This window comes from Kineosporia mesophila, from assembly GCF_021129235.1.
In the GTDB taxonomy this organism is placed as follows: domain Bacteria; phylum Actinomycetota; class Actinomycetes; order Actinomycetales; family Kineosporiaceae; genus Kineosporia; species Kineosporia mesophila.
In genome coordinates, this window is record NZ_JAJOMA010000015.1 from 158,398 (window position 1) to 184,424 (window position 26,027).

Here is a 26,027-nt window from a genome sequence, read left to right on the forward strand (position 1 = left end):
AAGGGTTTTCAGAGAGCGGCGGCGTCGGTGATGACCTTCGCGACCTCGGCCGGGTGCGTCTGCATGAGCAGGTGCGGGCCGTCCAGCTCGACCACGTGCTCGATGCCGGCGCGCTGGTAGCCGAAACGCTCGACGTCGGGGTTGATCGTGCGGTCGGCCGCGGCGACGATCGCCCGGCTCGGCTTCGTGCGCCACGCCGCGACAGAGGCGGCCTCACCGAACGCGGCCGCGGCCAGGGGCCGCTGTCCGGCGGCCAGCACCTGCGCCACCTTCGGGTCCAGTCCGGCGGCCAGAACCTCGCCGAAGGCGGCTGTCTCGACGGTGAATTCGGGGCCGTCGACCGGCGTGGTGTTCTGCACCAGGTGGGCGGCCAGGTCGGAGTCGGGGAAGCCGCCCTGCAACTCGCCCAGGCTCTCGCCCTCGGTCAGGGCGTAACCGGCGATGTACACCAGCGCGGTGACGCTCTCCGCGACACCCGCGACGGTGATGACCGCGCCGCCGTAGGAGTGACCGGCCAGCACGACCGGGCCCTCGATCTGCTCGACGACCGAGCGGATGTAGGCGGAGTCGCCGCTCAGGGTGCGGTTGGGCACGGACGGCACGATCACCGGGAAGCCCTGGTCCAGCAGGATCCGGGTGACCGGTGCCCAGCCGGCGGCATCGGCGAAGGCGCCGTGCACGAGGACGATCGTGGGCTTGGCGTCAGACATGGATGGGTGCTCCTGGTGGGGGTTCGTGCCCCCCCAGCCTGCCCGGGGCACGGGCCTGACGACCCCTCTCCTCCGGACGGGAAACCCTCGGAATCCGACACCCTCAGACAACGGTGCGATGATGACGCCCGGTCCCGCGTGGACCGGGTGTGTCGGTGATGTGACCAAGCTGGACGGGTGGCCGTAGTGGCAGTGCGAAAGGGGCGGCTGCGCATCGGCGTCCTCGTGTTCGATTATGTGAAGATGCTTGACTTCGCCGGTCCGGCCGAGGTTTTCATTGAGGCCAACCAGACCGTGGGTAACTACGAGGTGGTACTGATCTCACCCGACGGCAAGCCGGTGAACACGTCTGTCGGAGCCCGGGTCGAGGTGATGGCCGTCGCGGCCGACGTGAACGACCTCGACACCCTGGTGGTGCCGGGCAGCGAGTCCGCCCCGCCCTCGTTCGTCACCCCGGCCGTGCTGGAGGCCACCGCGCTGCTGGTGCCCCGGGCCCGACGGGTGACGAGTATCTGCAGTGGGGCCTTCGTGCTGGCGGCCCTCGGGCTGCTCGACGGCCGCCGGGCCACCACGCACTGGAAGTTCACCAAGCGCCTGACCAAGGACTACCCGCGCGTGCTGGTGGAGCCGGACTCGATCTTCGTGCGCGACGGCAACGTCTACAGCTCGGCCGGGGTGGTCGCCGGCATCGACCTGGGCCTGGCCCTGGTCGAGGAGGACCACGGCGCCGACGCGGCCCGCCGGGTCGCCCAGTCGCTGCTGGTCTATCTCCAGCGGGCCGGGGGTCAGTCGCAGTTCTCCGCCCAGCTGGCCGGCCCCGCTCCCCGCACCCCGGTCGTCCGCCTGGTCGTCGACCTGATCCAGGCCGACCCGGCCCAGCCCTTCACCGCCCAGAAGCTCGCCGACCACGCCCGCGTCAGCGTGCGGCACCTGGCCCGGATGTTCCGCGAGGAACTCGACTGCACGCCGATGGAGTACCTGGCCTCGATCCGTTTCGAGGCCGCCCGGGCCAAGCTCGACGCCGGTTCGACCGTGGCCCAGGCCGCCCTGCTGTCCGGGTACGGCGGCGCCGAGTCGTTGCGCCGGGCGTTCGTCGCCCGCCTGGGCATCTCACCACTGAAGTATCAGCAGCGGTTCCGGTCCACGGCCCGGTCCGGGCTCGGCGAGAACGACGCCGCCGGGTAAACAGCAGTCGGTGGTGTGGGGACGGTATCCGGGGATGCCGCCCCCACACCCGGGTGAGGCGACTACGTCAGAGGGCGAGGTGGTCGAACTCGCCCTTCTTGGCGCCGTCGATGAACGCCGCGATCTCGGAGGGGGCGAGCGCCAGGACCGCGCCCTGCTTGTTCTTGCTGTCCCGCAGGTAGACCACCGATGCGTTGCCCTCGCTGGCGCCCAGCTCAACGCAATCGCCGTTGTTACCGGACTTGGTGGCCTTGATCCAGGTGACGTCGTCGGTGCTCATCGCTCGTACTCCTTGAGGTGAACTGCCTGAGTAACCAGACTGGCATAACGCCGCCTCATCTCGTCGAGCACCGGCTGCTGGCGGTTCCCTCCTGGTCGACGACCTGCTGTGGAGCGTCGAGGGCGGGACCACCTTCCTGACCGTCGACGGTCGTCGTACCTACGTCATCGACGGTGAGACGGTGACGAGGCTGGCCACCGCCGTCGCGTGAGCGGACCGGGGGGATGTCCCCACTTCCCCGGGACGGTTCGCATGATCACGGAAGGGGCGGGTGGCCCCTCATCGACACCGCGCCGGGTCCCGGCCGGTACCGGGGAAGGTCCTGGCCGGTTCCCGGGCCTGGCAGGATACCGGGGTGTCCGAACTCGTGTTCTTCTCCGGGACGATGGACTGCGGCAAGTCGACCGTGGCCCTTCAGACCGATCACAACCATCGCATCCGTGGCCGTCAGGGCCTGCTGTTCTCCCGGTTCGACCGGTCCGGCGAGGCCGTGATCTCGAGCCGCATCGGCCTGTCCCGGCCGGCGATCGAAGTGCACGACGACACGGATCTGCTCCAGGCCGTCACGGACCGCATCACGACCGGCCAGACGGTGGACTACCTGGTGTGTGACGAGGTGCACTTCTACACCCCGTCCCACGTCGAGCAGCTGGCCCTGCTCGTCGACGACCACGACATCGACGTGTTCGCGTTCGGTCTGCTGTCGGACTTCCGCACCAAGCTGTTCCCCTCCTCGGCCCGGTTCATCGAGCTGGCCGACCGCATCGTCGGCTCCCAGGCCGAGGCCCTGTGCTGGTGCGGTGCCCGCGCCACCCACAACGCCCGCACGGTCAACGGCGTGATGGTCGTGGCCGGCGAGCAGGTCGTGGTGGGTGACGTCACCAGCGGCGCCACCGGGGCGGTGGCCTACGAGGTGCTGTGCCGTCGTCATCACATGCGGCAGCAGACGGTGGCGACGTCGGTGGACGTGCGGGAAGCCGCGAGTGACCGGTCGGCCCGTGCCTGAGACCGGAAGCGGCTCGTGCCTGAGACCGGAAGCGGCTCGTGCCTGAGACCGGAAGCGGCCCGGTGCCCGGCTGCGGGAACACGGTCTGGCCGCGGGTAGGCTGACAGTAGCTCGTAGTCACTCTGGATCCGCCCCCCGGTACGCCGGGGGACGGATCCGCCGGGGGTTACTTCCTCGGTGAGCCGAAGTCCTGCACCCAGTACTGGCCGTAGGCGGCGCCGCTGCCTGCGGCGTAGCCCACTCCCAGCTCGGTCAGGCCGCAGTTCAGGATGTTGGCCTTGTGGCCGGCCGAGTTCATCCAGGTCTTCATCACGGCCGCGGGCGTCGCCTGCCCGGCCGCGATGTTCTCGGCCGCACCGCTCCAGGTGTAACCGGCGGCGGTGATCCGCTCGAACGCGCCCGTGCCGTCCTGGCTGTCGTGGCTGAAGTAGTTGTTCTTCAGCATGTCCTCGGCGTGGGCCTGGGCGGCCTTGGTGAGGGCCGCGTTGGCCGTGAGCTTGACGTTGCATCCGGCCGCAGCACGCTCGGCGTTGCTCAGGGCGAGCACCTCGGCCTGGTACTTGGCCACCTGGCTGTTGCCGGTGCCTCCGGTGGGGGCAGTGGCCGTGGGGCTCGTGCTGGTGGTGCCGGACGGTGCCGGGGTGGTCTCGTCGGGGTCCGTGGTCGGTTCGGCCGGCGGCGGGCTGGGGTTGCCGGCAGTGGACGTCGGGGTCTGGTTGGGGGTCGCGGTCGGCTTCGGGTGGTGGCCGTGGTGCCCGCGACGACGGTTCTGCCGGACCTCCTGCGCATCGGGTGATGTCGCCCGGCTGGTGGGGGTGTCGGTGTCAGGGCCGGTGGTCGCCGAGGCGCTCGGCGTGTTCCGGGTGTGGCCGGAGATGGGAGAGGCGTTGGCAGCAGAGCCATTACCCGCCCACGGGGTGCAGGCGAAGGCGGCGCCGGTGCCTCCGACGACCACGGCGGTGACGCCCGCGATCAGGACGGGCCGGAATTTCCGGATCTTCTGGTGACGTGTCAGGGCCATGGGCGAGAGGTCTAGCACGATCGCGGATTAAGGCGTGCTCATGCCGAAAGGCGTTGCGAACGCCATTCAGTGCTCAGCCGTCACATTCTCACGGGCGTTGTGCGGACCACCGTTATGCCGACGTGACCGGGTAGTTAATGCAGGGCCTCAAAGATTTTGCCGAAGACCGGCGTCCACCGGTCTCGTCACGTCACCGCGGGCCCGGCACCGACCGCAGCCCGGCCAGCAGCAGATTCTCCAGGCGCCGCACGGTGTCGTGCGCCCGGCCGGCCGGGCGCACGCCGATCGAGGCGATCGCCAGCAGGCCCGCACGCACATCGGTCACCGTCACCCCCTCACGCAGGGCCCCCGCCTCCCGGGCCCGGTGCACGAGCTCGTTCAGCGCCTGGGCGTGGTCGCGGCGCCGGTCGACGAATGAGGATGTGCCCAGCAGCATCTGGGTGATCGCCGGGTCACTGAGCTGGGTGTCGGCGAAGTGCCGGATCACCCGGGTCAGCCCCGACCAGGCGTCCGGATCGGCCTGGGCCCGCACCAGATCGGCCTCGCAGGCCACCACCCGTTCCGCGAGGACGGCGTCGAGCAGGTCGGTGCGGGTGGGGAAGTGCCGGTACAGCGTGGCGGTGCCGATCCCCGCCCGCCCGGCGATGGTCCTCACCGGCACGTCGAGGCCGTCGGTGGCATAGGCCCGCCGGGCGGCGCCGAGGATGCGCAGGCGGTTGAGATGCGCGTCCGTGCGCGGTTTCCGGGACGTCTGCGGGTTCATCTGTCTCACTTCGCTGGGTTTCCGGGACCGGGCCGCCGCCGGCCGGCCTACGGTACCCGGCAGCCCCGACCGCCAGGCTCTGAGGAGAACTCGTGTTCGTCGTCCATTATTCATCTTTCGGGCCACCCGAGGTGCTGCGCACCGGTGAGGCCCCGGAACCGCACCCGGGCCCGGGGCAGATCCGGATCCGGGTGCGGGCGGGCGGGGTCACGCCGGTCGACGCGGCCCTGCGCTCGGGCACCACGGCGGCCGCGGCCCGCCTTGAGCTCCCGCACGTCCCGGGGGTGGACGCGGCCGGTGTGGTCGACGAGATCGGGGACGCGGTCACGCTCACGAACGTGGGGGACGAGGTCTTCGGAGCAGTGGACGTCCGCACGCTCGGTGGCGCGAACGCCCAGTTCGCGGTGCTCACCTTCTGGTCCCACCGGCCCGCGGCCCTGCCCTGGCACCAGGCCGGAGCAGCCGGGACCAGCGTGGAGACCGCCACCCGGGTCCTGGACCGGCTAAAGGTCCGGGCCGGGCAGACGCTGCTCGTGGACGGCGCGGCCGGGGGAGTCGGCAGCGTGGTGGTGCAGCTGGCCATCGCCCGCGGGCTGCGCGTCATCGGCACGGCCCGGGCGGAGAACCGCTCCTTCGTCGAGAGTCTCGGGGCGCAGCCGATGGTCTACGGTCCGGACCTGCGCGCCCGGGTACGACAGGCGGACGTGGCCCTGGACATCGCCGGGAAGGGCTCGCTGCCGGAACTGATCGCGATCACGGGATCGGCCCAGCGGGTGCTCAGCCTCGCCGATCTCGCCGCCCCCGGACTCGGCGTGGCCCTGTCCCTGGGAGCGCTCGCCGGGGAGCCGGGCGGTGAGCACGGTCTGGCCGAGGCCGCCCGGCTGGCCGTCGAGGGCCGCTTCCGGGTGCCGCTGCAGGAGGTCTTCGAGCTGAAGGACGCCTGGCGCGCCCACACGCTGGCCGAAGCCCCGGGCCCGCGCCGAGGAAAGATCGCCCTCGACGTCGAGGCGTGAACCCCCCCAAAAAACCTCCGTGATCATGCAAAGTGTCCCCGGAGTTCTAGAACTGTGACGGCAGGAGTTCTGGAACGCGGGGGACACTTTGCATGATCACGAACAAAGGAGACGGACGGTGATCAGGCGAAGGTCCAGATCTGGGTGGCGGCTGAGCTGCAGGTGGTCATCACGATGTTGCGGCCGTTGCCGACCTCACCCTCCGGGTCGTCGGCGACCAGGTCCAGGCAGAGGTTGCTCTTCACGTTCACCAGCTGGAAGCCCGCACCCTTGGCCTGGCTGCGGAACACGGCGTTGTCGGTGGCGTTGCGCACGCACTGACCCAGCAGGGCGTTGCTGCCGGCGGGCACGGAGTCGTAGCCGACCAGGTCGATGCACAGCTGGCTCTTGACGTTGCTGAGCAGGATCCCCTGAGACACCTTGATCCGCTCGAACTCCTGGTTCTCGCTGGTCCCGGCCGTGCACTTCCACTGGGTCAGGACGGCGGCGGCCTGGGCCGGGCCGTCGTCCGGCAGGTCGAGGCAGCGTCCGCTGCTCTGGTTCCGGATCAGGAACGGGCTGGTGAAGGCCGGTGTCGTGGTCTTCTTCTTCGCCGTGGTCGGGGCCGGCGGAACCACCGTCACGGTCACGGTCCGGACGCGGGTCGTGACCGAGGCCGACGGGGTGGCCGACGGGGTCGGGAGCGAGGTGGCAGGGGCCGACGTCGGGCCCTGCGCCGTGGAACTGGCGATCGGCGGCAGGGTGACCGGCGGGACGTCGGCCAGCTGGACGTCCGGATCGCCGGGCCAGGTGTAGGCCAGCGCCCCGAGCGCCGAACCGGCCACGACGAGCACGAGCCCGGTCGAGATCAACGCGGCACCGGGGCGCCGCTCGCGCGACAGGAGACGGGGAGTACGCATGGGCCACACCTCGGGGCAGGCGCGCGGGCAGGCACGCCACGATCAACGGTCACGGACGAAGTCAGCCCACAGTGTGTCAGTACGCCATGAACCGCATGTGAACCGTCGTTCCCCGGCAATCCCTTGCGGCTGAGGGACGCCCACGGCCGTGGCGGCGGCCCGGCTCACCAGCCGCCCGGCCTCGGCCAGGGCGGCGTTCACCGCGCCGGCGTCGTGGGCGCGATCGGCGCACCGGCGCAGGTCGTGGATTTTCGCATCGCCGGAGGGAACGAGGGGGTCGGCGTCGGCGTAGTGCCCCGACGTTCCCGGACACAGACGCTGCCCGCGTCGGGGGGAAGTCCGACGGCGTCAGTCATGCGACCTCGGATCGTGGGAGACGGATCGGCCAAAGCAGAGACGGCACAGGGAACTTGGGGTGCTGACCGGAGTTGGCTTACCGGTGCGGCGAGGTGTGTGCACCAGAAGTACCCCATGGCTGGATTACCGGTCAACCACGGGGTGATAAATCGGGCACAAATCTTCGTCCGGCGGCGTGGCCGGGCCTGATGCGTTGCGCGACAGAACAAAGCGCACGCTTTTCCGGGCCGGGCTGACAAACCGGACAATTCCTGTACCCTCGGTCCAACCCAACCGGCCGACCTCCGGTTCCGGTGCCTGTGTGCTCCCAAATCCTTTGGCGTACAGCCTGATCGGAGGACGAGTTTGTCAAGATTGGTCATCTCGGCCACGCCCTTCCATGGTCACGTGGGTCCCCTGCTCACCATTGCCGCCGACCTCGTCGACCGCGGCCACGACGTGCTCTTCTGCACCGGCCGGCGCTTCGCCGGCCAGGTGCGCTCGGCCGGCTGCCGGTTCGAGCCGGTGGCCCCGGAGGCCGACTTCGACGACCGGGCCATGGAGGTCGCGTTCCCGGCCTTCGCGCAGGTCAGGGTCGGTCCGCCGATGCACGCGTTCTTCTGGCGGGTCTTCGTCGACGCGGTTCCTGCGCAGAGCCAGCAGATGTCGGACATCACAGCGGCTTTCGGGCCCTCGGCGATCATCCACGACACGGTCTACCTGGGGGCGGCGCCGCTGGTCCTGGCCGATCCGGACCGTCGCGCGGGTCGTCCCCGGGTGATCGGGATCGGTGTGCTGCCCCCGGTGCTGCTCAGCGACGACACCGCTCCCTTCGGGCCGGGCGATCCCTATCTGGACGGTGAGGAAGGTCGTGAGCGCAACCGGCGGCTCAACGCGTCCGCCCGCGAGGACTACGCCGAACTCCAGGAGCACGCCGAAAAGGTCTTCAGGTCTTTGAATGTCGATCTTCCTGATTTTATTTTCACGAGTGCGGTCGTGATACCGGACGATTTCCTGCAACTGACGGTGCCAGGCTTCGAATATCCGCGTCCGTCCGCGCCGCCGTCGTTCCGCGTCATCGGTGCCCTGCCCCGCGTGCTGCACGAACCGTACGGGGAACCGGACTGGTGGCCGCGGCTGACCGGCGGCCCGGTCGTGATGGTCACCCAGGGGACCCTGGCCAACGAGGACCTGACCGACCTGATCCTGCCCACGGTGCAGGCGCTGGCCGGCAGCGGGATCACCGTGGTGGCCGTGACCAGCCGGCCCGACGGCCCGGCCGAACTCGCCGGGCTGCTGGGCGACGTCCCGCCGAACGCGATCCTGGCCGGGTACGTGCCGTTCGAGCGCCTGCTGCCGCACTGCGACGTGATGGTGACCAACGGCGGTTACGGCGGGGTGAACACGGCCCTGCGGCACGGGGTCCCGGTGATCGTGGGCGGGGACTCCGAGGACAAGCCCGAGGTCGCGGCCCGGGTGACGTGGAGCGGTACCGGTGTCGACCTGCGCACCGGCACCCCGTCGGCGCCGGCGGTCGGCGCGGCGGTCCGTGCCGTCCTGGACGATCCGGGCTACCGCCGCCGGGCCACGGCTTTGAGTGGCCAGTACGCCGAGCACGACCCGTTGTCGTCGGTGGCCGGCCTCGTCGCGCAGGACGGCTGAGGTGACCGAGAGCGCCCGGCTTCTCGACCGGCTCCTCGACCTGGAGCAGCGTCTGCGGCACGCCGAGGACCGTAAGGTGGGCTTCCCCGGCTGGTCGAACCCGTTCCCGCCGGAGCTCCTCCCGTTCCTGTCCCACGAGCTCAACAACTACGGGGACGTCCACCAGGACCCGGTCTTCGGCTGGCACACCAAGGATCTCGAGCGGGAGCTGGTCACCTTCCTGGCCACCTTGTTCGGGGCCGGACCGGACGGCTGGGGTTATGTCACCTCCGGCGGCGCCGAGGGGGTGATGTACGGGCTCTGGCGGGCCCGCACGCTGCTGCCCAAGGCCCGGCTCTACCACTCGGCGTCCGCGCACCCGAGCGTCACCAGGGTCGCGGGACTGCTGCAGCTGGAGACGGTGACCGTGCCCGTGACCGGTTCCGGTGCGATGGATCACGTCGCGCTGGAGCACCTGCTGAGGCTCGCTCCGGGGGCCTCGGCGATCGTGCTGGCCACGATCGGCACGACACTGACCGAAGCAGTGGACGACGTGCCCCACATCCGCCGGGCCCTGGACCGGGCGGGGGTCACCGATCACTACATCCACGCGGACGCCGCCTTCGCCGGTCTGCCGCTGGCGCTGGCCTCCCGCACCCCGGCGGCCCTGCCGTTCGGGGTGCACGACCGCGGGGTGGACAGCCTCTCGATCAGCGGGCACAAGTTCCTCGGGGCGCCCTTCCCGTGCGGCGTGGTGATCAGCTCCTCGGCCCCGCCCGACGAGATCGAGAACCTGGCCGGGTCGCTGTGCGGAGCCGGTGACCTGGTCGGCAGCTCCCGCAGCGGTCACGCCGCGCTGCTGCTGTGGTTCCACATCCGTCGTCTCGGGCTGGAGGGCCTGCGGGCCCAGGCCGCCTACGGACGCGACGTGGCCCAGCTCGCGGTCCGGCACCTGCGCGCGATCGGCTGGGACGCCTGGCGCAGCCACCCCCAGGCACTGACCGTCGCCTTCCCCACCCCGCCCCCGGCGGTGCTGGAGCAGTGGCCGATGCCGGCCGTCGGCGGCACCAGCCACATCGTCTGCACCCCCGGCGTCACCCCCGAGCGGATCCACCGGTTCGTCGCCGCGATGGCGGCCGCGACCAGAACAAGAGAAGAGGCACCGTGCTCACATCCGGCACCGTGATCATCCCGACCTACAACCGCTCGCACCTGCTGGCCCTGACCCTGGAGTCGCTGGCCGCGCAGGACCTGCCCCGCGAGGCGTTCGACGTGATCGTGGTCGACGACGGCTCGTCCGACGACACGGCTCAGACGGCCGGGCGTTACCGGGAAAAGCTGCGGCTGAGTTACCACTTCCAGCCCGACGAGGGCTACCGCGGGGCCCGCGCCCGCAACGTCGGTATCGAGCACGCCACCGGTGACGTGTGCATCTTCGTCGACGACGGGGTGCTGCTGCACTCCGGGGCCGTGGCCGCGCACCTGGCGGCCCACGGGCAGGCCCGGCCGACGGCGGTGATCGGGTACGTCTACGGTTTCGCCCTGGACGACGCCGGCGCCGACGAGATCCGGGCCGCCGCCGACGGGGTGGACGCCGACACCGCGATCGCCCGGCTGGCACAGGCGGGCCGCTGCCTGGACTTCCGCGAGGAGTTCTACGGCAAGTACACCGACGACTTCGCCGACCTGCCCGCCCCCTGGCCGGTGTACTGGACCTGCAACGTCTCGGCGGGCACCGAACAGCTCCGGCGGCTGGGCGGTTTCGACGAGGACCTGCAGTCGTGGGGTGGGGAGGACATCGACCTCGGCTACCGTCTGCACCGCGACGGCGCCCGGTTCGTGCTGGAGCGTGGCGCGGCGTCCCTGCACTACCCGCACCCGAAGTCCAAGGGCGCCAACATGTGGTCGTCGTACGTGAACTACCGGCGCATCGCCGAGAAGTACAACACCCCCATCACCCAGCTCCTCCTGCCCCTGCCCACGATCAACCCGTTCAACCTGAACGACGTCATCCGCCTGCTCGAGCTCCCTTCCTGCGCCGAATTCGAAAAGGCGACGCCGGGCGGATTGTTCGGCGATGACTGAGGGAAGAGGGAAGCCGGCGGGGGTGGATGAACCGCCGGGGTTCCCCGGGACGGCGGGAGCGCAGGGGGCGACGTTCGGCGGGGTGGCCCCTGGAGGGGCGGTGCCTGGACGAGTGGTGCCGGAACGAGCGGCACCCGGAGGGGCGGCCGCGAGCGACCATCCCTCTGTTCGTGATCATGCAAAATCTCCCCAGGGAGGTTTTGCATGATCACGAACGAAGACGCGGGCATCAAGGACGAGGGTGATGGGGGCGCGGGTTTCCTGGCGGGCTGTCCGGGTCGTCTCACCGGGCGGTTGCTTGCCTCGGCCGGACGGCTCCTGGTTGCTGTCATGGTGGTGGTCGGGTTGGTCCTCGGTCTGCTCCCGGTGGCCTTCGTCGTGGCCACGAGCCGTCTGCTGGGTCAGGTTCCGGCCGCGGTGAGTGGAGGGCCGGGGGCCGAGACCGCCCTCTTCACCAGTCTGGTCGTGGCGGCCGGGATCCTCGGCGCGCAGCAGGTGCTCATCCCGGTGCAGCACCTGCTGGGCGAACTGGCGGCCTACCGGGTCGACGGGGTCGAGCAGCGGCGGTTGATGGCGGCCGCACTGGACGCCCCGGTCGCGGTGCTGGAAGGTGACGGGCCGCAGGGCGATCTGCGGGTGGCCGCCCAGGAGCTGGAGTTCGGGGTGCAGAGTCCGGGGCAGGCGGTGGCCGGCACCCTGGCCCTGGTCGCCCGGTACACCCAGCTGGCCGGATTCGTGGTGCTGATCGGCGTGGGCTTCTCCTGGTGGGCGGCGGCCGGAACCGTCGGTGTCGTCGCCGCTTTCCGCTACGGACAGGTGCACGGCCTGCGGCAGTACGCGCAGGTGCGGGCGGAGCTGAGTGCTTCCGAACGCCGCATCGACTACCTGCGCCGCCTGTCGATCGAGCCCGCGGCCGGTCCCGAGCTGCGGGTGTTCGGGCTGGCCGGCTGGTGCGCCGGTCTGCTCGCCGAGGCCTACACGGCCTGGCTCGGCCCCCTCTGGGCGGCGCGCCGGCGGGTCTACCTGTGGCCGTTCGTGGGGTACTCGCTGGTGGGCGTCGTGGCGCTGGTGGCTGTGCTCGCCACCTTCGGTGCCTCCTCGGTGGACGAGCGTCCGGTGGCCACCTTCGTCCTGGTCGTGCAGGCGGTGCTCGGCGCCCTGCGCCTGGCCGAGCACTACCCGGAGGCCGACCTGCAGACCGCCGTCGGGCTGCGCGCGGCCCGGGCGGTGGATCGGTTCGCCGCCCAGGTCGGACCAAGAACCAGCGAAAAGGCCTCACCCATAGAATCTCCGGAGCGCGAGATCCGCTTCGAGGACGTGTCGTTCCGCTACCCGGGCCGCGACCGCCCGGTGATCGACCACCTCGACCTGATTCTTCCGGCGGGGCGGTGCACGGCCGTGGTCGGGGTGAACGGGGCCGGGAAGACGACCCTGGTCAAACTGCTCACCCGGCTGTACGAACCGGACTCCGGCACGATCCGCGTCGACGGCACCGACATCGCCGCCCACCCGGCGGCGGGATGGCGCCGGCGGGTGGCGGTGATCTTCCAGGACTTCGCCCGGTTCGAGGTCTCCGCCGCCGACAACATCGGTTTCGGCGCGGTCGGGGCGCTGCACGACCGGGCCGGGATCGCCGCCGCAGCCGTGGACGCCGGCGCCGACCAGGTGCTGGAACGGCTGCCGGGCGGCCCGGACGTGCCCCTGGCCCGGCACCTGGCCGGCGGCACCTCGCTCTCGGGCGGGCAGTGGCAGCGCATCGCCCTGGCCCGGGCCCTGTTCGCGATGCGGCACGGCTCGTCGGTGCTGGTGCTGGACGAGCCCACGGCGGCCCTCGACGTGCGGGCCGAGGCCCGGTTCTTCGAGGAGTTCCGCCAGGTCACGGCCGGGGCCACCACAGTGCTGATCTCGCACCGCTTCTCCACGGTGCGCCACGCCGACCAGATCGTCGTGCTCGGCGGCGGGCGCGTGGTGGAACAGGGCGACCACCAGCAGCTCCTGGCCGCCGACGGCCAGTACGCGGCCATGTTCCGCGCCCAGGCACACCGCTTCACCGAACCCCAGGAGACCGTATGAGAACCCGGGGCGTCATCGCCGCGGCCCACCGCATCCTCGGCGCGGCCTGGTCGCAGGACCGGTCGCGGATCGTCGTCGCGGCCCTGCTGATGATCGGCGGGGCCCTGGCCGCACCGGCCCTGGCGGTCGCGCTGGCCTGGACCACCGGCCGGTTCCTGGCCGGTGACCGCGCCGGGGCCGCCGGGGCGGGTGCGGTGGTCGCGATCCTCGCCGTCATCACCCTGACCGCGGCCCATTTCGCCCACCTGTACTACTTCGAGATCTCCGAGCAGGCCGAGCTGGCGTTCGACCAGGAGCTCGCCGCGGCATCGAACGGCACGGCCGGGGTGGCTCATCAGGAACGTCCCGAACAGGCCGACGCGCTCACCGTTCTGCAACGCGAGAGCCGCCAGTTCCAGGCCGGTCTGGAAGCACTGCTGAGCGCCCTCGGCCTGATACCGGCGATGTTGCTGACGGCGGTGCTGCTGGCCCGGGTGAACCCGGTGCTCCTGCTGCTGCCGCTGGCGGTGCTGCCCCCGCTGTTCACCGCCCGGGTCGCCGAGCGCATCACCGACCGCGGCCGCGGGGCCAGCAGCGAGGGAACCCGGCTGGCGCTGAACCTCTTTCATCTGGCCACCGCACCCCGGCACGGTGGTGAGCTACGCATCTTCGCACTGCGCGACGAGCTCGGCCGCCGGCACGAGCGCGCCTGGTCACAGGCCATGGGCCGGCTCTGGCGGGCACAGGCCCGGGCGGCGCTGGTGCGGGCCGCCGGGCAACTGGTCTTCATCGCCGCCTACGCGCTGGCCGTGCTGCTGGCGGTGCGCGCGAGCCTGGCCGGTGACCGGCCCCTGGGTGACGTGGTGCTGGTGATCGCCCTCGCCGTGCAGGTGAACGTCCAGGTGACCACCGCCGTCACGCTGTCCCAGAACCTGAGCCGCATCGCCACCGCCCAGGACCGGCTGGAAGACCTCAAAGAGCTCGCTGCGCAAGACAGTCCGCGGCAGGAAGGCCACCCGGTCCCGGACCGCCTGACCCACGGCATCGACCTGGAGGCCGTCGGTTTCACCTACCCGGGTGCGACGTCACCGGTGCTGCACGACGTCAGCCTGCACCTGCCCGCCGGGCACACCGTTGCGGTGGTGGGGGAGAACGGTGCCGGGAAGTCCACCCTGGTCAAGCTTCTGCTGGGTCTGTACCGGCCGGACGCGGGCCGGATCACCGTCGACGGCACCGACCGGCGCGACCTGCCGACCCAGGACTGGAGAGAGCGCACCTCGGCCGGTTTCCAGGACTTCGTCCGTTACGAGTTCACCCTCGGCGACGCCGTCGGCGTGGGCGACCTGCCCCACCGGGACGACCCGGCCGCCGTCGGGGCGGCCCTGGACCGCGCCCGGGCCCTCGACGTGCTCACAGCGGTGCCGGACGGGGCGGCCACCCGGCTCGGCGCCTCCCACGACGGGTCCGACCTCTCCGGAGGACAGTGGCAGAAAGTGGCCACGGCCAGGGCCTTCATGCGACCTGACCCACTGCTACTGGTACTCGACGAGCCGTCCTCGGCCCTGGACGCCGCGTCCGAGGACGCGCTGTTCGAGCAGTACGCCGTCACGGCCCGCCGGGTCGGCGAGGCGGTGGGAGCGGTGACCGTGCTGATCTCGCACCGTTTCTCCACGGTGCGTTCCGCCGACCTGATCGTGGTGCTCGGCCACGGCACGGTGGCCGAGTCCGGCACCCACGAGGAGCTCATGGGTGCCGGCGGCACGTACGCGCAGCTCTACCGGCTCCAGTCGCACGCCTACCGATGACGGGTGGTCAGAAACCGTGCCCGGGCGCCGGGAACGTGCCGGCCTTCACCTCGGCGGCGTAGGCGGCGGCGCCCTGGAGCAGCACACCGTGCAGGTCGGCGTACTGCTTCACGAACCGCGGCAGCCTGCCGGTGTTCAGGCCGAAGGCGTCCTGCCAGACCAGCACCTGGGCGTCGGTCTGGTTGCCCGCGCCGATCCCGATGGTCGGGATGCGCAGCTCGGCGGTGATCTTCGCGGCCACGTCGGCCGGGACCATCTCCATGAGCACCGCGAAGGCGCCGGCCTCCTGGGCGGCGAGGGCATCGTCCAGAATTCGGGAGGCATCCTCACCCCGTCCCTGGACCCGGTACCCACCCAGCACGTGCTCGTACTGAGGCGTGAAGCCGATGTGCGCACACACCGGAATGCCCCCGTCCACCAGCCGTTTGATCTGCGGGGCCATCGCGGCGCCGCCCTCGAGCTTGATCGCCGCGACCCCGGCCTCCTTCATGAACCGCGAGGCGGTGTCCCAGGCCTGCTCGGGGGAGCCCTGGTAGGAGCCGAACGGCAGGTCGCCCATCACCAGGGCCCGGGAGGCGCCCTGCACGACCGCGCGGGCCAGGGGGATCAGCTCGTCGACGGTGATCGGCAGCGACGTGCGGTACCCGTAGACGTTGTTCGCGGCGGAGTCACCCACGAGCAGCACGTCGATGCCGGCCTCGTCGAAGACCTGGGCGGTGTACAGGTCGTACGCGGTGAGCATGGTGAACTTCTCGCCGCGGCGCTTCATCTCGAGAAGATGGTGCGTACGGACGCGCCGGGGCGCGGAGGGCTGCGGGGCGCCGGTGCCGTACGGGGCGGGTTCTTCGGTGTTCGTCATCAGTGTGGTCTTTCAGTCGTTGTCTTCGAGCGTGGGCAGCAGCCGCTCGGTGGCGCTGAGCATGTGCTGCCGCATCGCCTCGGCGGCGGCCAGCGGGTCGCGGGCCTCCAGGCCGGCGAGGATCGCGCGGTGCTCGGCCAGGGTGAGCCGGGCGTGGTCGACGTCGTTGAGGGCGCGTTCCACCCAGACCCGGATCAGGGAGCGCACGCTGTGCAGCATGTCGCGCAGCAGCACGTTGTCGGCCCCGGAGGCCAGCTCGTGGTGGAACAGCATGTCGGCCGTGACGAACCGGTGGTAGTCGTGGAGGTTCTCCTCCATCGTCGCGACGTGGGCCGCCAGCGCCTTCAGTGACGTCTTCGGGGCCCGGGTGGCCGCGAGCAGCGCGGCCTGGGTCTCCAGGCCCTGCCGGACCTCGATCAGTTCCCTGGTCTTGTCCGAGCGCAGCAGGATGCCCCACGACAGGGTCTGGGGGAGCAGTTCCGACGTCCCGCCACTGAGATACGTGCCGGAGCCGGGACGCACCGTGACGATGCCGAGGATCTCCAGCGCCGCCAGGGCCTCCCGCACGGCGGACCGGCCGACACCCATGTGCGTGGCGAGCTGACGCTCCGGTGGGAGACGGTCACCCTCGGCCAGTGAGCCGCTGCCGATGTAGTCGAGCAGCCGCCGGGTGACCTCGGCCATTGCCGTGGAGCTCTTGATCGTGCCCCCGAATGCGGCATCCAAGCTGCCTGAGTTGTCGCTCACGCACAGCAGGTTAGCAACCGGTCCACCAAAATTGGTCAACCGGTTGACAGGTGGACCAATCACGATGACGATGGCGAGGAACGCAGACGCCCCGCCCCCCTGTGTCCTCGAAGGAGAGGCCCCCGATGACGACGACGTCGTTCGAAGAGTCGCAAAGCGACGTGGCTAAGTCAGCCATCAAAAAGGTGACGACCCGGCTGGTGCCGTTCGTCGCGCTGATGTTCTTCATCAACTACCTGGACCGCTCCGCGATCAGCTTCGCGGGCCCCAACGGCATGGAAGCGGACCTGGGCCTGACCGCCGCCCAGTACGGATTATCGGCGGGCATCTTCTTCGTCGGGTACATCCTGCTCGAAGTGCCCAGCAACATGGCCCTGCACCGGTTCGGCGCCCGGGTCTGGCTGGCCCGGATCATGGTCACGTGGGGCATCGTCGCGGTGCTCTTCACGTTCGTGCAGTCGTACACCCAGCTCTCCTGGCTGCGGTTCGCCCTGGGGATCGCCGAGGCCGGGTTCTTCCCCGGCGCGATCCTCTACCTGAGCCTGTGGGTCCCGTCCCGCTACCGCGCCCGCACCCTGGGCTTCTTCTACCTGGCCCAGCCCCTCACCAACGTCATCGGCGCCCCGATCGCGGGCTGGCTGATGACGCACGACGGGGCCTTCTTCGGCCTCGAGGGCTGGCGCTTCATGTTCCTCGGCGTCGGTGCCCCGGCCGTGATCGTCGGCCTGATCGCGTTCTTCTACCTGCCGGACTCCCCGAAGCAGGCGAAGTGGCTGACCGACGACGAACGGAACTGGCTCACCACGGCCCTGGCCACGGAGGCCGCGACCAAGGAGGGGGCCGAGTCCGGGAAGGAGTCGGGCCACTCGCTGGACGCCCTCAAGGCCGCCTTCACCAACGGCCGGGTGTGGGTGCTGAGCCTGATCTACTTCGGCTTCATCTACGGCCTGTACACGCTCGCGTTCTTCCTGCCGACCATCATCGGAGACTTCCAGGAGCAGTACGACGTCAAGTTCGGCCTGGTCGAGAAGGGCCTGATCACGGCCATTCCGTACGTGCCGGCCGCGATCGTGCTCTATCTGGTCTCCCGGCACGCCGGCCGGGTCGGGGTGAGGACGATCCACATCGCGCTGCCGGCCTTCACCGGCGCCGTGAGTGTGCCGCTGGCCCTGTTCGCCGGCTCTCCCCAGCTCACGATCGCCTGCATCGCCGTCACGGCCTGCTCGATCTTCGCTGCGCTGCCGAACTTCTGGACCGTGCCGACGCAGTTCCTCACCGGTGCCGCCGCGGCCGCCGGTATCGCCCTGATCAACACCTGGGGCAACCTGGCCGGTTTCGCCGCCCCGTACGTGACCGGATGGATCCGCGACGCGAACGACGGCGACATGAAGCTGGCGATGTTCGTGGTCGGCGCGGCGATGCTCATGTCCTGCCTGCTGATGCTGGCACTGGCCCGCAGCGGCCGGGTGGAGACCTCCGACCGCGTCGAGGTCCCGGTCGGGCACTGAGCCCCTCCCCGCACACCGACTTTTCGCTACCCCGGAGGAAACTGCAATGACGCGCCTGATCAACGATCCGGCGGCCTTCGCCGACGAGATGACCGAGGGCTTCGTGGCCGCGCACGCCGACCGGGTGTGCGCCGTGCCCGGTGGCGTGGTCCGGGCCACCGAGGTCCCGGCCGGTCAGGTGGCCGTCGTGGTCGGTGGCGGGTCGGGTCACTACCCCGCCTTCGCGGGACTGGTCGGTGCGGGGCTGGCCGACGGTGCCGTGCTCGGCAACGTGTTCGCCTCCCCGTCGGCGCAACAGGTGGTGAGTGTGGGCAGGGCGACCGAGCGGGGTGGCGGCATCCTGCTCAGCTACGGCAACTACGCCGGTGACTGCCTGAACTTCGACGCCGCGCAGGAACGTCTGCGGGACAGCGGTATCGAGGTTCGGACCGTGCGGGTGACCGACGACATCTGCAGCGCGCCGATCAGCGAGCGCGGTAAGCGCCGGGGCATCGCGGGCGACCTGGTGGTCTTCAAGACCGCCGGGGCGGCCGCCGCGCAGGGCCTGCCCCTGGAGCAGGTGACGCAGCTGGCGCAGCGGGCCAACGACCGCACCCGCAGCATCGGGGTCGCGTTCTCCGGCTGCACCCTGCCCGGTGCCTCCCAGCCGCTGTTCACCGTTCCCGAGGGCCGGATGGCCGTCGGGCTGGGCATCCACGGCGAGCCGGGCCTGGACGAGGTCGACCTGCCCACGGCCGACGGGCTGGCCCAGCTCCTGGTCGAGCGGCTGCTCGCCGAACTGCCCGAGGGCGTCGAGCGGAACAGCCACGCCGCCGTCCTTCTCAACGGGCTCGGCACGGTCAAGCACGAAGAGCTCTTCGTGGTCTACCGCAAGATCAGCCAGTTGCTGGAGGACGCCGGGGTCAGCGTGGTTGCCCCCGAGGTCGGGGAGCTGTGCACCAGTTTCGACATGGCCGGCGTCTCCCTGACGCTGACCTGGCTGGACCCCGAGCTGGAAGACCTCTGGCTCGCCCCGGCCGACAGCCCGGCGTTCCGGCGGGGCACCCTCTCCCCGCGACCGCGCCGGGCCGGCCTGACCGCAGCGACCCCGGAGGCCGAGGAGATCCCGCCGGCCACGGACGGGTCCAAGGCGGCGGCCGGGCTTCTCGTCGAGCTGCTGAGCGCGGTCGAGGCCACGATCGAGACGAACGTCGAGGAGCTGGGCCGCATCGACGCGGTCGCCGGTGACGGTGACCACGGCATCGGTATGCAGCGCGGCGCCAGGGCGGCGGCCGCGGCCGGCCGCGCGGCGTACTCCCGGGGCGCCGGCGCCGGTTCGGTGCTGACGGTCGCGGGTGACGCCTGGGCCGACAAGGCCGGTGGCACCTCCGGCGCGCTGTGGGGAATGGCCCTGCGCCGCATGGGGATCCGCCTCGGCGACCAGGCCGGCCCGACCGCTGCGACCGTCGCCCAGGCCCTGCACGAGGCCCGCACGGCGATCACCGAGACCGGCGGCGCCCGGCTCGGCGACAAGACCCTGGTCGACGTCCTCATCCCGCTGGACGAGACCTACCGGCGAACCGTCGATTCCGGGTCCGGCGGGATCGAGGCGGCGGCCATCGCCGCCGCGGAGGGAGAGAAGGCCGCCGCCGCGACCAGCGACCTGCTGCCCAGGACCGGCCGGGCCCGGCCGCACGCCGAGCGCAGCCTCGGCACCCCCGACGCCGGGGCCGTCTCGCTCAGCCTGGTGGCCCGGACCGTTCACACCACCCTCAGCACCGTACTCAGCACCACAACCGGAAGGTGAACCCCAGCATGAGCAAGCTCCGTATCGTCGTCGGCGCGGACGAGGCCGGTTTCGACTACAAGGAGGCGCTCAAGGCCGACCTCCAGGCCAGCGACCAGGTGATCGAGGTCGTCGACGTCGCCGCCGACCGCGACAACCCCTACCCCGACGTGGCCATCGCCGCGGCCGAGCTGATCGCGGCGGGCAAGGCCGACCGGGCCCTCCTGGTCTGCGGCACCGGCCTGGGCGTGGCCATCGCGGCCAACAAGGTGCCCGGCATCCGCGCCGTCACCGCGCACGACAGCTTCTCGGTGGAGCGCTCGATCCTGAGCAACAACGCCCAGGTACTGACCTTCGGCCAGCGTGTCGTCGGCCTGGAGCTGGCCCGCCGCCTGGCCCGGGAGTGGCTGACGTACGAGTTCGACGACTCCTCGGCCTCGGCCGGCAAGGTCAGCCGGATCTCCGCCTACGAGGACGCCCAGGCCCAATGAGCACCACCTTCGGCGTGAGCCTCAAGATGTACCTGGGCTACGACCAGACACTGCGCTGGTGCCGGGACGTCGCCCGCCTGTGCGGCGACCACCCGCTGCTCACGGACAAGGGCGGAAAGCTTTTCGTCGCACCGAGTTTCCCGGCGATCCCGGCCGCTCGCGAGATCTTCCGCGGCACCTCGATCGCGGTCGGTGCGCAGAACCTGGCGCAGGCCGACACCGGTGCCCACACCGGTGAGGTCGGCGGTCCGCTGCTGCGGGAGGCCGGCGCCCAGTACGTCGAGGTCGGTCACGCCGAGCGGCGCCGGATGTACGGCGAGGACGAGGGCGTGGTGGCCGGCAAGACGGCCGCCGCGTTGCGCAACGGGCTGGTGCCGGTGCTGTGCATCGGTGAGCCCGAGCCGGTGGACTCCTGCGCGGCGGCCACCGAGTGCGTGCGTCAGCTGTTCACCGCCCTGCAGGTGAGCGACCGCAAGGCGCTCGGGGGCCGGATAGTGGTCGCTTACGAGCCGATCTGGGCGATCGGTGCCGCGGAACCGGCGGGCGAGGAGCACATCCGCACGGTGTGCACCGCGCTGCGTGAGGCCGTGGCCGCCCGTCACGCGCACCCCGACAGCAGCGTCATCTACGGCGGCAGCGCGGGCCCGGGCCTGTACGGGCTGATCGCCGGGGCCGCGGACGGCGTGTTCCTGGGGCGGTTCGCCCATGACCCGCAGGCCCTGAAAGCCGTGCTGGACGAAGGGACGGCAGCAGCATGACGATCGGCCTGAGCACGTACTCGTTCTTCTGGCAGTGGCACGCCGAGACCGCCCCGAACCCCATCGGGCTGGACGGGATGGTCGAGAAGACAGCCGATCTCGGGGTCGGCCTGCTCCAGATCTGCGACTACCCGCAGATCGAGAGCTACACCGACGCCCAGCTGAAGGCCCTCAAGGCCCTCGGCGACAGCCGGGGCGTCGCGTTCGAGCTGGGCACCCGCGGGGTCACCCCCGAGCACCTGGCGCTGTACCTGCGGCTGGCCCAGGCGCTCGACGTCACGCTGGTGCGCAGCATGTTCTACTCGGCCACCTCCCGGCCCACACCGGAGCAGGCCGGGCGGATGCTGAAGGACGCCGTTCCCACCTACGAGCGGGCGGGTGTCACGATCGCGCTGGAGACCTACGAGCAGGTGCCGACCGCCACCCTGGTCGACGTCGTCACCGCCGTGGGGTCACCGAACCTGGGCATCTGCCTGGACCCGGCCAACTGCGTGGCCGCCCTCGAGCACCCGGACGACGTGGTGCGCCGCACCGCCGCCCTGGTGAAGAACATTCACGTCAAGGACTTCTCCTTCAGCCGCAAGGACGGCTGGGTCGGCTTCACGCTGGCCGGGATTCCCCTGGGAGAAGGCCTTCTCGACTACCACGGCCTGATCGCCGCGGTGCGCCCGGACGAGCAGGGCATCCACCAGATCATCGAGCACTGGGTGCCCTGGCAGGGCGACAGCGCCACCACCTGCGATCTCGAAGACCGCTGGACCGTATCCAACCTGGAAACCCTGAGGAGTTACCGCAAATGAGCGACAAGCAGCTGACCATCGCCGTCATCGGTGCCGGTGGCAAGATGGGCATGCGGGTCTCCAACAACCTGCAGCGCAGCAACCACACCGTCTTCTACGTCGAGAACGGCGAGGCGGGCAAGGCGCGCACCATCGAGGCCGGCCGTGAGCTCTCCGAGGCCGCCGACGCGGTCAAGGACGCCGACGTCGTCATCCTGTCGGTGCCCGACATCGCCCTGGGCCCGGTTTCCGAGGCCATCGTGCCGCAGGTCAACCCGGGCACCGTGGTGCTCACCCTCGACCCGGCCGCCGCCTACGCCAACCTGCTGTTCCGTCGCGACGACATCGAGTACGTCGTGGCCCACCCGTGCCACCCGTCGGTCTTCCTGCAGCGCAAGACCCAGGCCGAGCTCGACGACACCTTCGGCGGCATCGCCGCCGCGCAGGACGTCGTCGCCGCGATCGAGTCCGGCGACGCCGGGAAGCAGGCCATCGCCGAAGAGGTCATCAAGCTGATGTACGCGCCCGTCCTGGACGTGCACTGGGTGACCGTCAAGCAGCTGGCCTACCTCGAGCCGACCCTGGTCGAGGTCGTCGCCTGCATGATCGGTGACCTCCTGAACGAGGCCCTGTCCGAGACCGTCAACAAGGTCGGCGTGCCCGAGCCCGCCGCCCGCGCCATGCTGATGGGCCACGTCCAGGTCGCTCTGGCCAACGGCCTGCGCGGCGACAACCCGTTCTCCGACGCCTGCCTGATCGCGATGGACTACGGCCGCGAGAAGCTGATCAAGGACGACTGGAAGAGCATCTTCGACGACACCGAGCTCGACAGCGTGCTCAAGCAGATGCTGCACCTGGACCACATCCACCGCTGATCCACCGCTGATCCACCCACGGATCCACCCGCTGATCCGCAGCGTCCCCGAGCGCCCTTCCCCCGACCTCCGGGGGAAGGGCGCTCGCGCGTTCAGCCCAGGGCCAGATCGCGCAGCCCGCAACCGGTCAGCAGCTCCCGGTCGCTGCTGCCGACCTCGCTGCGGCCGGTAGCCCGGCGCAGCAGCACATCCGGGGCCCAGCCGAGCGCGTGGGCGGCATCCGGTCGCTCGAACAGCATCGCCACCAGCACCCGCAGAGCCGGCTGCGTGACCCACGCCGGCTGCCCGACGGCGTCGGCCACATCGATCCCGTGCAGCGCGGTCTCGAACACCCGCGTCACCATGAACTCGCTCAGCAGCATCGCGTCGCCGTGCCGCGTGCGCACCACCCGGCCGTCGGCCTGGCCTCCGCACGCCATCACCACCTGGGCCGCAGTGCGGTCCAGTTCGTCGGCCAGAGCGCGTTTCCCGGCCGAGGACGCATCGGCCCGGGTGGCCGCGTCCCGCACCCTCTGCTCGTTGGAACCCTGGCTGAACCGCGCGTCCGCCCGGTAGTACGAGACCGAGGTGACCTCCGCACCCAGGGGTGCCGGGGCGTCCACCATTCCCGGGACCCGGCCCACCGTCGTGACCACATGCCCCACCACCCCCGCCACCGACCAGGGCGTACACCGCGTGGGAAGCCCCCACGCGTCCTGCGGCAGCCGGCCCAGGGCGTCCACGAACGCACCTGACTCGACGCGAAAAGCCTCCACGACGTCCACCGTTCCCCGCACCGGACCCACCCGTCCTTCTCCTGTGATCCTGCGAACTTTTCCGGGGAAGGTTCGCACGATCACGGAAGAAGAGGGCCCCGCGATCCCCGTCCTGAATCCCGTTCAGGCGTCCATATACCGCGCGAACCACCCGAGCATCCGGCTCGGGTCCCGGGCGAAGTACCGGCAACCGTCCCAGCGGTGGGTCGAGCCCTCGACCCAGAAGAGTTCCCTGGGCGAGTCCGGTCATCTGACCGGATCCTCCCGGCAGCCGGGAACTTCAGCACTGACGCGAGGGCCCCGGCGAGAACTCTCGCCGGGGCCGTTCGTGCGGGTGGGATCAGTGGCGCCTGAGCACCTTCGCGGTGCCACCGGTCGAGACCACGCTCACCTTGCCGTGACGCTCGAGCCTCACCGTCGCGCTGGTGGCCGCGGCCAGGTTCAGGCGCTCCCACGAGCAGCCCTGGACGCTGTCCAGGGGATAGCCCGAGGCGATCCTGGTCTGGGCCAGCACGCTGACACGCTGGGCCGCGGTCAGCGTCGGGAACGTCGTGATCAGCAGGTTCTCGGCGCCGGTGGGCACGGAGGCCTTCTGGTTCCTCGCCCCGCTCCGGGCGAAGCCGTAGGTCATGCGCTCGCGGTAGACCTTGACCGCGCTCTTGCGGTCCGTGACCACCTGGGCGGTGCCACCGGGCATCTTCCGGCCGCCGTACGGGTTCGACGTGTACGCCTTCTGGTGCTTGATCGCCGTGGCGAGCGACGTGCCCGTCGTCTTCGTGAAGTAGCTCAGCAGTTCCTGGCGCGCGGGCTCGAGAACCTTGGTGCGGTAGGTCTTGTCCGACCAGCGGGCCGCGAGGGCTGCCTCGCCGTCGATGCGTCCACCCATGATGTCGAGCGGGTAGTGCACGCCCAGCACGATGCGGTTGTTGCCGGCCTCGGAGGCGCGGGCCAGGATCTCCGGCGCGAGCTCGGGCAGCAGCGTGGCCAGGGTGATGCCGGCCTCGTAGGCCGTGGTGGTGTGACCGCTGGGGAAGGACCCACCGGTGCAGATGCCGACCGTGCCGTAGCCCGGGTCGAGCGTGACGTCGGCCGGGGAGAACTGGTGCGTCGTGTCGGTCACCGGTGCGAGCCGGCTGATCTTCAGGTTGCCCTTCGCGTCGGCGTAGGACTTACCCAGCCGGATCGTCTGCTGCGACGAGCCGTTCACCTTCGAGGGGGCGCAGTCGGCGGAGTCCCCGGCCACGGCGGCCGCGCTCGCGTCGCTGGGCAGGTACGGGCGCGGGTGGCTGAACGCGGCCTTCGCGGTGCCCGTGCTGACGTAGGCGCCGGACGTGCCGTTCGAGCTGTTGATCAGCGCGGACGTCAGCGGCAGGGCGCCGGAGGTGCGGCCCTTGACGTAGAGCGGGCCGAGCACCGAGCCCAGGGCCGTCGACACCGTGACCGACTGGTCGTAGGCGGTGCCGTCGGTGGTCTGGTACTCGGCGTCCTGCAGCGCCTTGAACTGCTGCTGCTTCGTGGCGTTCTGGTTGATCCAGACGGTCAGGGCGTCGTCGCGCTGCAGCACCGTGGCGTTCTTCACGGTGCCGTGCAGGTCGTTGACGCCGCTGGAGGCCCAGTAGCTCGTGTAGCCGGACAGCAGTGACACCAGGTCGGGAGGCGTGGTGTCACTGGGGTAGGACGTCGCGGCGTGGGCGGTGCCGGGAACGGCCACGGCCAGTGAGGCGGCGAGCAGGACGCAGGCGCCGACTCGACGCGCACGGGGCAGGCCACGCGGGCCCGGGGTCTTGATAGTCACCTGAGGAAACTAATTCAGCATCGCTGGACGGGATGTGAACGCCGGTCAAGACCTGGGTGAACAAAGCTGGGGAGCGGGAACTTCGCAGCCGGCGGGAGATCACGAGGCAGGACGCCACCCTCCTTTGTTCTTGATCATACAAAGTTTCCCCAGGGAAACTCTGCATGATCACGAGCGAAGGGGCGAAGGGGCGACCGGCGAACGGAACGGCGAACGGTGGTGGCCACGGCGCTAGCCGGCGGGCGGGCGCGGCTCGCGCCAGCCCTCGGTGAGCACGGTGAAGATCTCGCGCACCGCGGCGCCGGGGTCGTCGCGGCCGCGGACGATGGTGGGGACCTCCAGCACGAAGCGGGCCAGGGTCGCGCAGGCCAGGTCGTCGTGCTGCACCCCGAAGGTGTCGGCGAGGGCGGCGGTCAGGGCACCGGTGTGCTGGGCCCAGACCCGCTCGGAATAGGTCCGCAGCGCCGGGGTCGACTCGACCAGCCGGGTGAAACGGGCCAGGTCAGGTGCGTCACCGGCCTGGGCCAGCCGCCCGGCCAGCCAGAACTCCCGCAGCGCGCTGACGACGTCCTGCCCCTCGGGGCGCTCACGCACGGCCGCGACCAGGCTGGCCTCCATGTCGGCCTGCTCGTCGAAGACCAGGGCCTCCTTGCCCGGGAAGTGCTTGAACAGCGTGGTGGTGGAGACGTCCGCCGCGTTCGCGATGTCCCGGATGCTCACCTGGTCGTAGCCCCGCTCCAGGAACAGGCGCAGCGCGGCGTCGGCGATCGCCTGCCGGGTGGCGGCCTTCTTGCGCTCGCGGCGACCGGGGGTGACGGGGGTTGGCATGAGCTCATCGTAGGGCAAAAGTGCAACGGATCTAAAAGTGGAACGGTTGCACTTTTAAAACGAGTGAGCTT

24 protein-coding genes are annotated in these 26,027 nt (G+C 70.7%); 14 read left to right on the plus strand and 10 right to left on the minus strand.

Annotated features, from left to right (window positions below; translation table 11 throughout):
• Positions 1-8 precede the first annotated feature (8 nt).
• Positions 9-710: an alpha/beta fold hydrolase gene (locus LR393_RS21660; RefSeq protein ID WP_231485961.1), complete on the minus strand. Its 702-nt coding sequence runs from the start codon at positions 708-710 to the stop codon at positions 9-11.
• 177 nt (positions 711-887) lie between these two features.
• Here LR393_RS21660 and LR393_RS21665 point away from each other — a divergent pair, with 177 nt between their 5' ends.
• Positions 888-1,895, plus strand: a complete 1,008-nt coding sequence (locus LR393_RS21665) for a GlxA family transcriptional regulator (RefSeq protein WP_407937339.1) — start codon at positions 888-890, stop codon at positions 1,893-1,895.
• Between the two features lie 67 nt (positions 1,896-1,962).
• Here LR393_RS21665 and LR393_RS21670 read toward each other — a convergent pair whose 3' ends face one another.
• Positions 1,963-2,175, minus strand: coding sequence for a DUF397 domain-containing protein (locus tag LR393_RS21670; protein ID WP_231485963.1), 213 nt, complete (start codon positions 2,173-2,175; stop codon positions 1,963-1,965).
• 355 nt (positions 2,176-2,530) lie between these two features.
• Here LR393_RS21670 and LR393_RS21675 point away from each other — a divergent pair, with 355 nt between their 5' ends.
• Positions 2,531-3,181, plus strand: coding sequence for a thymidine kinase (locus tag LR393_RS21675; RefSeq protein ID WP_231485964.1), 651 nt, complete (start codon positions 2,531-2,533; stop codon positions 3,179-3,181).
• Positions 3,182-3,347: 166 nt separating this feature from the next.
• On the opposite strand, the gene LR393_RS21680 is transcribed toward LR393_RS21675, so the two are convergent.
• Positions 3,348-4,202 carry a CAP domain-containing protein gene (locus LR393_RS21680; RefSeq protein WP_231485965.1) on the minus strand — a complete coding sequence of 285 codons (855 nt, stop codon included), beginning with the start codon at positions 4,200-4,202 and terminating at the stop codon, positions 3,348-3,350.
• A gap of 190 nt (positions 4,203-4,392) precedes the next feature.
• Positions 4,393-4,965, minus strand: a complete 573-nt coding sequence (locus tag LR393_RS21685; protein WP_231485966.1) for a TetR/AcrR family transcriptional regulator — start codon at positions 4,963-4,965, stop codon at positions 4,393-4,395.
• 92 nt (positions 4,966-5,057) lie between these two features.
• On the opposite strand from LR393_RS21685, the gene LR393_RS21690 reads away from it, so the two are divergent.
• Positions 5,058-5,978: an NADP-dependent oxidoreductase gene (locus LR393_RS21690; protein WP_231485967.1), complete on the plus strand. Its 921-nt coding sequence runs from the start codon at positions 5,058-5,060 to the stop codon at positions 5,976-5,978.
• 122 nt (positions 5,979-6,100) lie between these two features.
• On the opposite strand, the gene LR393_RS21695 is transcribed toward LR393_RS21690, so the two are convergent.
• Entirely contained in the window at positions 6,101-6,877 is a 777-nt protein-coding gene (locus tag LR393_RS21695) for an RICIN domain-containing protein (protein ID WP_231485968.1), read from the minus strand.
• Positions 6,878-7,621: 744 nt separating this feature from the next.
• On the opposite strand from LR393_RS21695, the gene LR393_RS21700 reads away from it, so the two are divergent.
• The 5 genes from LR393_RS21700 to LR393_RS21720 all read left to right on the plus strand — a co-directional run bounded on the left by LR393_RS21700 (position 7,622) and on the right by LR393_RS21720 (position 14,796).
• Positions 7,622-8,875, plus strand: a complete 1,254-nt coding sequence (locus LR393_RS21700) for a nucleotide disphospho-sugar-binding domain-containing protein (RefSeq protein ID WP_231485969.1) — start codon at positions 7,622-7,624, stop codon at positions 8,873-8,875.
• A 1-nt stretch (position 8,876) separates the two neighbouring features.
• Positions 8,877-10,040 (plus strand): pyridoxal-dependent decarboxylase, encoded by a 1,164-nt coding sequence (locus LR393_RS21705; protein ID WP_231485970.1) that lies wholly within the window; start codon positions 8,877-8,879, stop codon positions 10,038-10,040.
• Entirely contained in the window at positions 10,019-10,939 is a 921-nt protein-coding gene (locus tag LR393_RS21710) for a glycosyltransferase (RefSeq protein ID WP_231485971.1), read from the plus strand. Before LR393_RS21705 ends, LR393_RS21710 begins: the two co-directional genes overlap by 22 nt.
• A 204-nt stretch (positions 10,940-11,143) precedes the next feature.
• Positions 11,144-13,012, plus strand: a complete 1,869-nt coding sequence (locus LR393_RS21715; RefSeq protein ID WP_231485972.1) for an ABC transporter ATP-binding protein — start codon at positions 11,144-11,146, stop codon at positions 13,010-13,012.
• Complete coding sequence (locus LR393_RS21720) at positions 13,009-14,796, plus strand: ABC transporter ATP-binding protein (protein WP_231485973.1); 1,788 nt, start codon at positions 13,009-13,011, stop codon at positions 14,794-14,796. Before LR393_RS21715 ends, LR393_RS21720 begins: the two co-directional genes overlap by 4 nt.
• A gap of 7 nt (positions 14,797-14,803) precedes the next feature.
• Here LR393_RS21720 and panB read toward each other — a convergent pair whose 3' ends face one another.
• Positions 14,804-15,655, minus strand: a complete 852-nt coding sequence (gene panB / locus LR393_RS21725; protein WP_231485974.1) for a 3-methyl-2-oxobutanoate hydroxymethyltransferase — start codon at positions 15,653-15,655, stop codon at positions 14,804-14,806.
• A gap of 12 nt (positions 15,656-15,667) precedes the next feature.
• Positions 15,668-16,402, minus strand: coding sequence for a FadR/GntR family transcriptional regulator (locus tag LR393_RS21730; RefSeq protein WP_231485975.1), 735 nt, complete (start codon positions 16,400-16,402; stop codon positions 15,668-15,670).
• A gap of 125 nt (positions 16,403-16,527) precedes the next feature.
• Between LR393_RS21730 and LR393_RS21735 the strand changes: the two genes are divergently transcribed.
• From LR393_RS21735 to LR393_RS21760, 6 genes are read left to right on the plus strand one after another with little or no spacing between them, the layout of a single operon-like run.
• Positions 16,528-17,910 (plus strand): MFS transporter, encoded by a 1,383-nt coding sequence (locus tag LR393_RS21735; protein ID WP_231485976.1) that lies wholly within the window; start codon positions 16,528-16,530, stop codon positions 17,908-17,910.
• A 46-nt stretch (positions 17,911-17,956) separates the two neighbouring features.
• The gene (locus LR393_RS21740; RefSeq protein ID WP_231485977.1) at positions 17,957-19,696 is read left to right on the plus strand and encodes a dihydroxyacetone kinase family protein; all 1,740 of its coding nucleotides are present in this window, start codon (positions 17,957-17,959) and stop codon (positions 19,694-19,696) included.
• An 8-nt stretch (positions 19,697-19,704) separates the two neighbouring features.
• On the plus strand, positions 19,705-20,166 hold the full coding sequence (locus LR393_RS21745; RefSeq protein ID WP_231485978.1) for a ribose-5-phosphate isomerase: 462 nt from the start codon (positions 19,705-19,707) through the stop codon (positions 20,164-20,166).
• Positions 20,163-20,924, plus strand: coding sequence for a triose-phosphate isomerase family protein (locus LR393_RS21750; RefSeq protein WP_231485979.1), 762 nt, complete (start codon positions 20,163-20,165; stop codon positions 20,922-20,924). Before LR393_RS21745 ends, LR393_RS21750 begins: the two co-directional genes overlap by 4 nt.
• The gene (locus LR393_RS21755) at positions 20,921-21,724 is read left to right on the plus strand and encodes a sugar phosphate isomerase/epimerase family protein (protein ID WP_231485980.1); all 804 of its coding nucleotides are present in this window, start codon (positions 20,921-20,923) and stop codon (positions 21,722-21,724) included. Before LR393_RS21750 ends, LR393_RS21755 begins: the two co-directional genes overlap by 4 nt.
• Entirely contained in the window at positions 21,721-22,578 is an 858-nt protein-coding gene (locus LR393_RS21760) for a phosphogluconate dehydrogenase C-terminal domain-containing protein (RefSeq protein WP_231485981.1), read from the plus strand. The genes LR393_RS21755 and LR393_RS21760 overlap by 4 nt, the downstream gene beginning before the upstream one ends.
• 92 nt (positions 22,579-22,670) lie before the next feature.
• Here LR393_RS21760 and LR393_RS21765 read toward each other — a convergent pair whose 3' ends face one another.
• From LR393_RS21765 to LR393_RS21775, 3 genes are all read right to left on the minus strand, one after another.
• Positions 22,671-23,363 carry a maleylpyruvate isomerase N-terminal domain-containing protein gene (locus tag LR393_RS21765; protein ID WP_231485982.1) on the minus strand — a complete coding sequence of 231 codons (693 nt, stop codon included), beginning with the start codon at positions 23,361-23,363 and terminating at the stop codon, positions 22,671-22,673.
• Positions 23,364-23,673: 310 nt separating this feature from the next.
• Positions 23,674-25,128, minus strand: coding sequence for a phosphatase PAP2 family protein (locus LR393_RS21770; RefSeq protein ID WP_231485983.1), 1,455 nt, complete (start codon positions 25,126-25,128; stop codon positions 23,674-23,676).
• A gap of 231 nt (positions 25,129-25,359) precedes the next feature.
• Complete coding sequence (locus tag LR393_RS21775) at positions 25,360-25,956, minus strand: TetR/AcrR family transcriptional regulator (RefSeq protein ID WP_231485984.1); 597 nt, start codon at positions 25,954-25,956, stop codon at positions 25,360-25,362.
• Between the last annotated feature and the right edge of the window lie 71 nt (positions 25,957-26,027).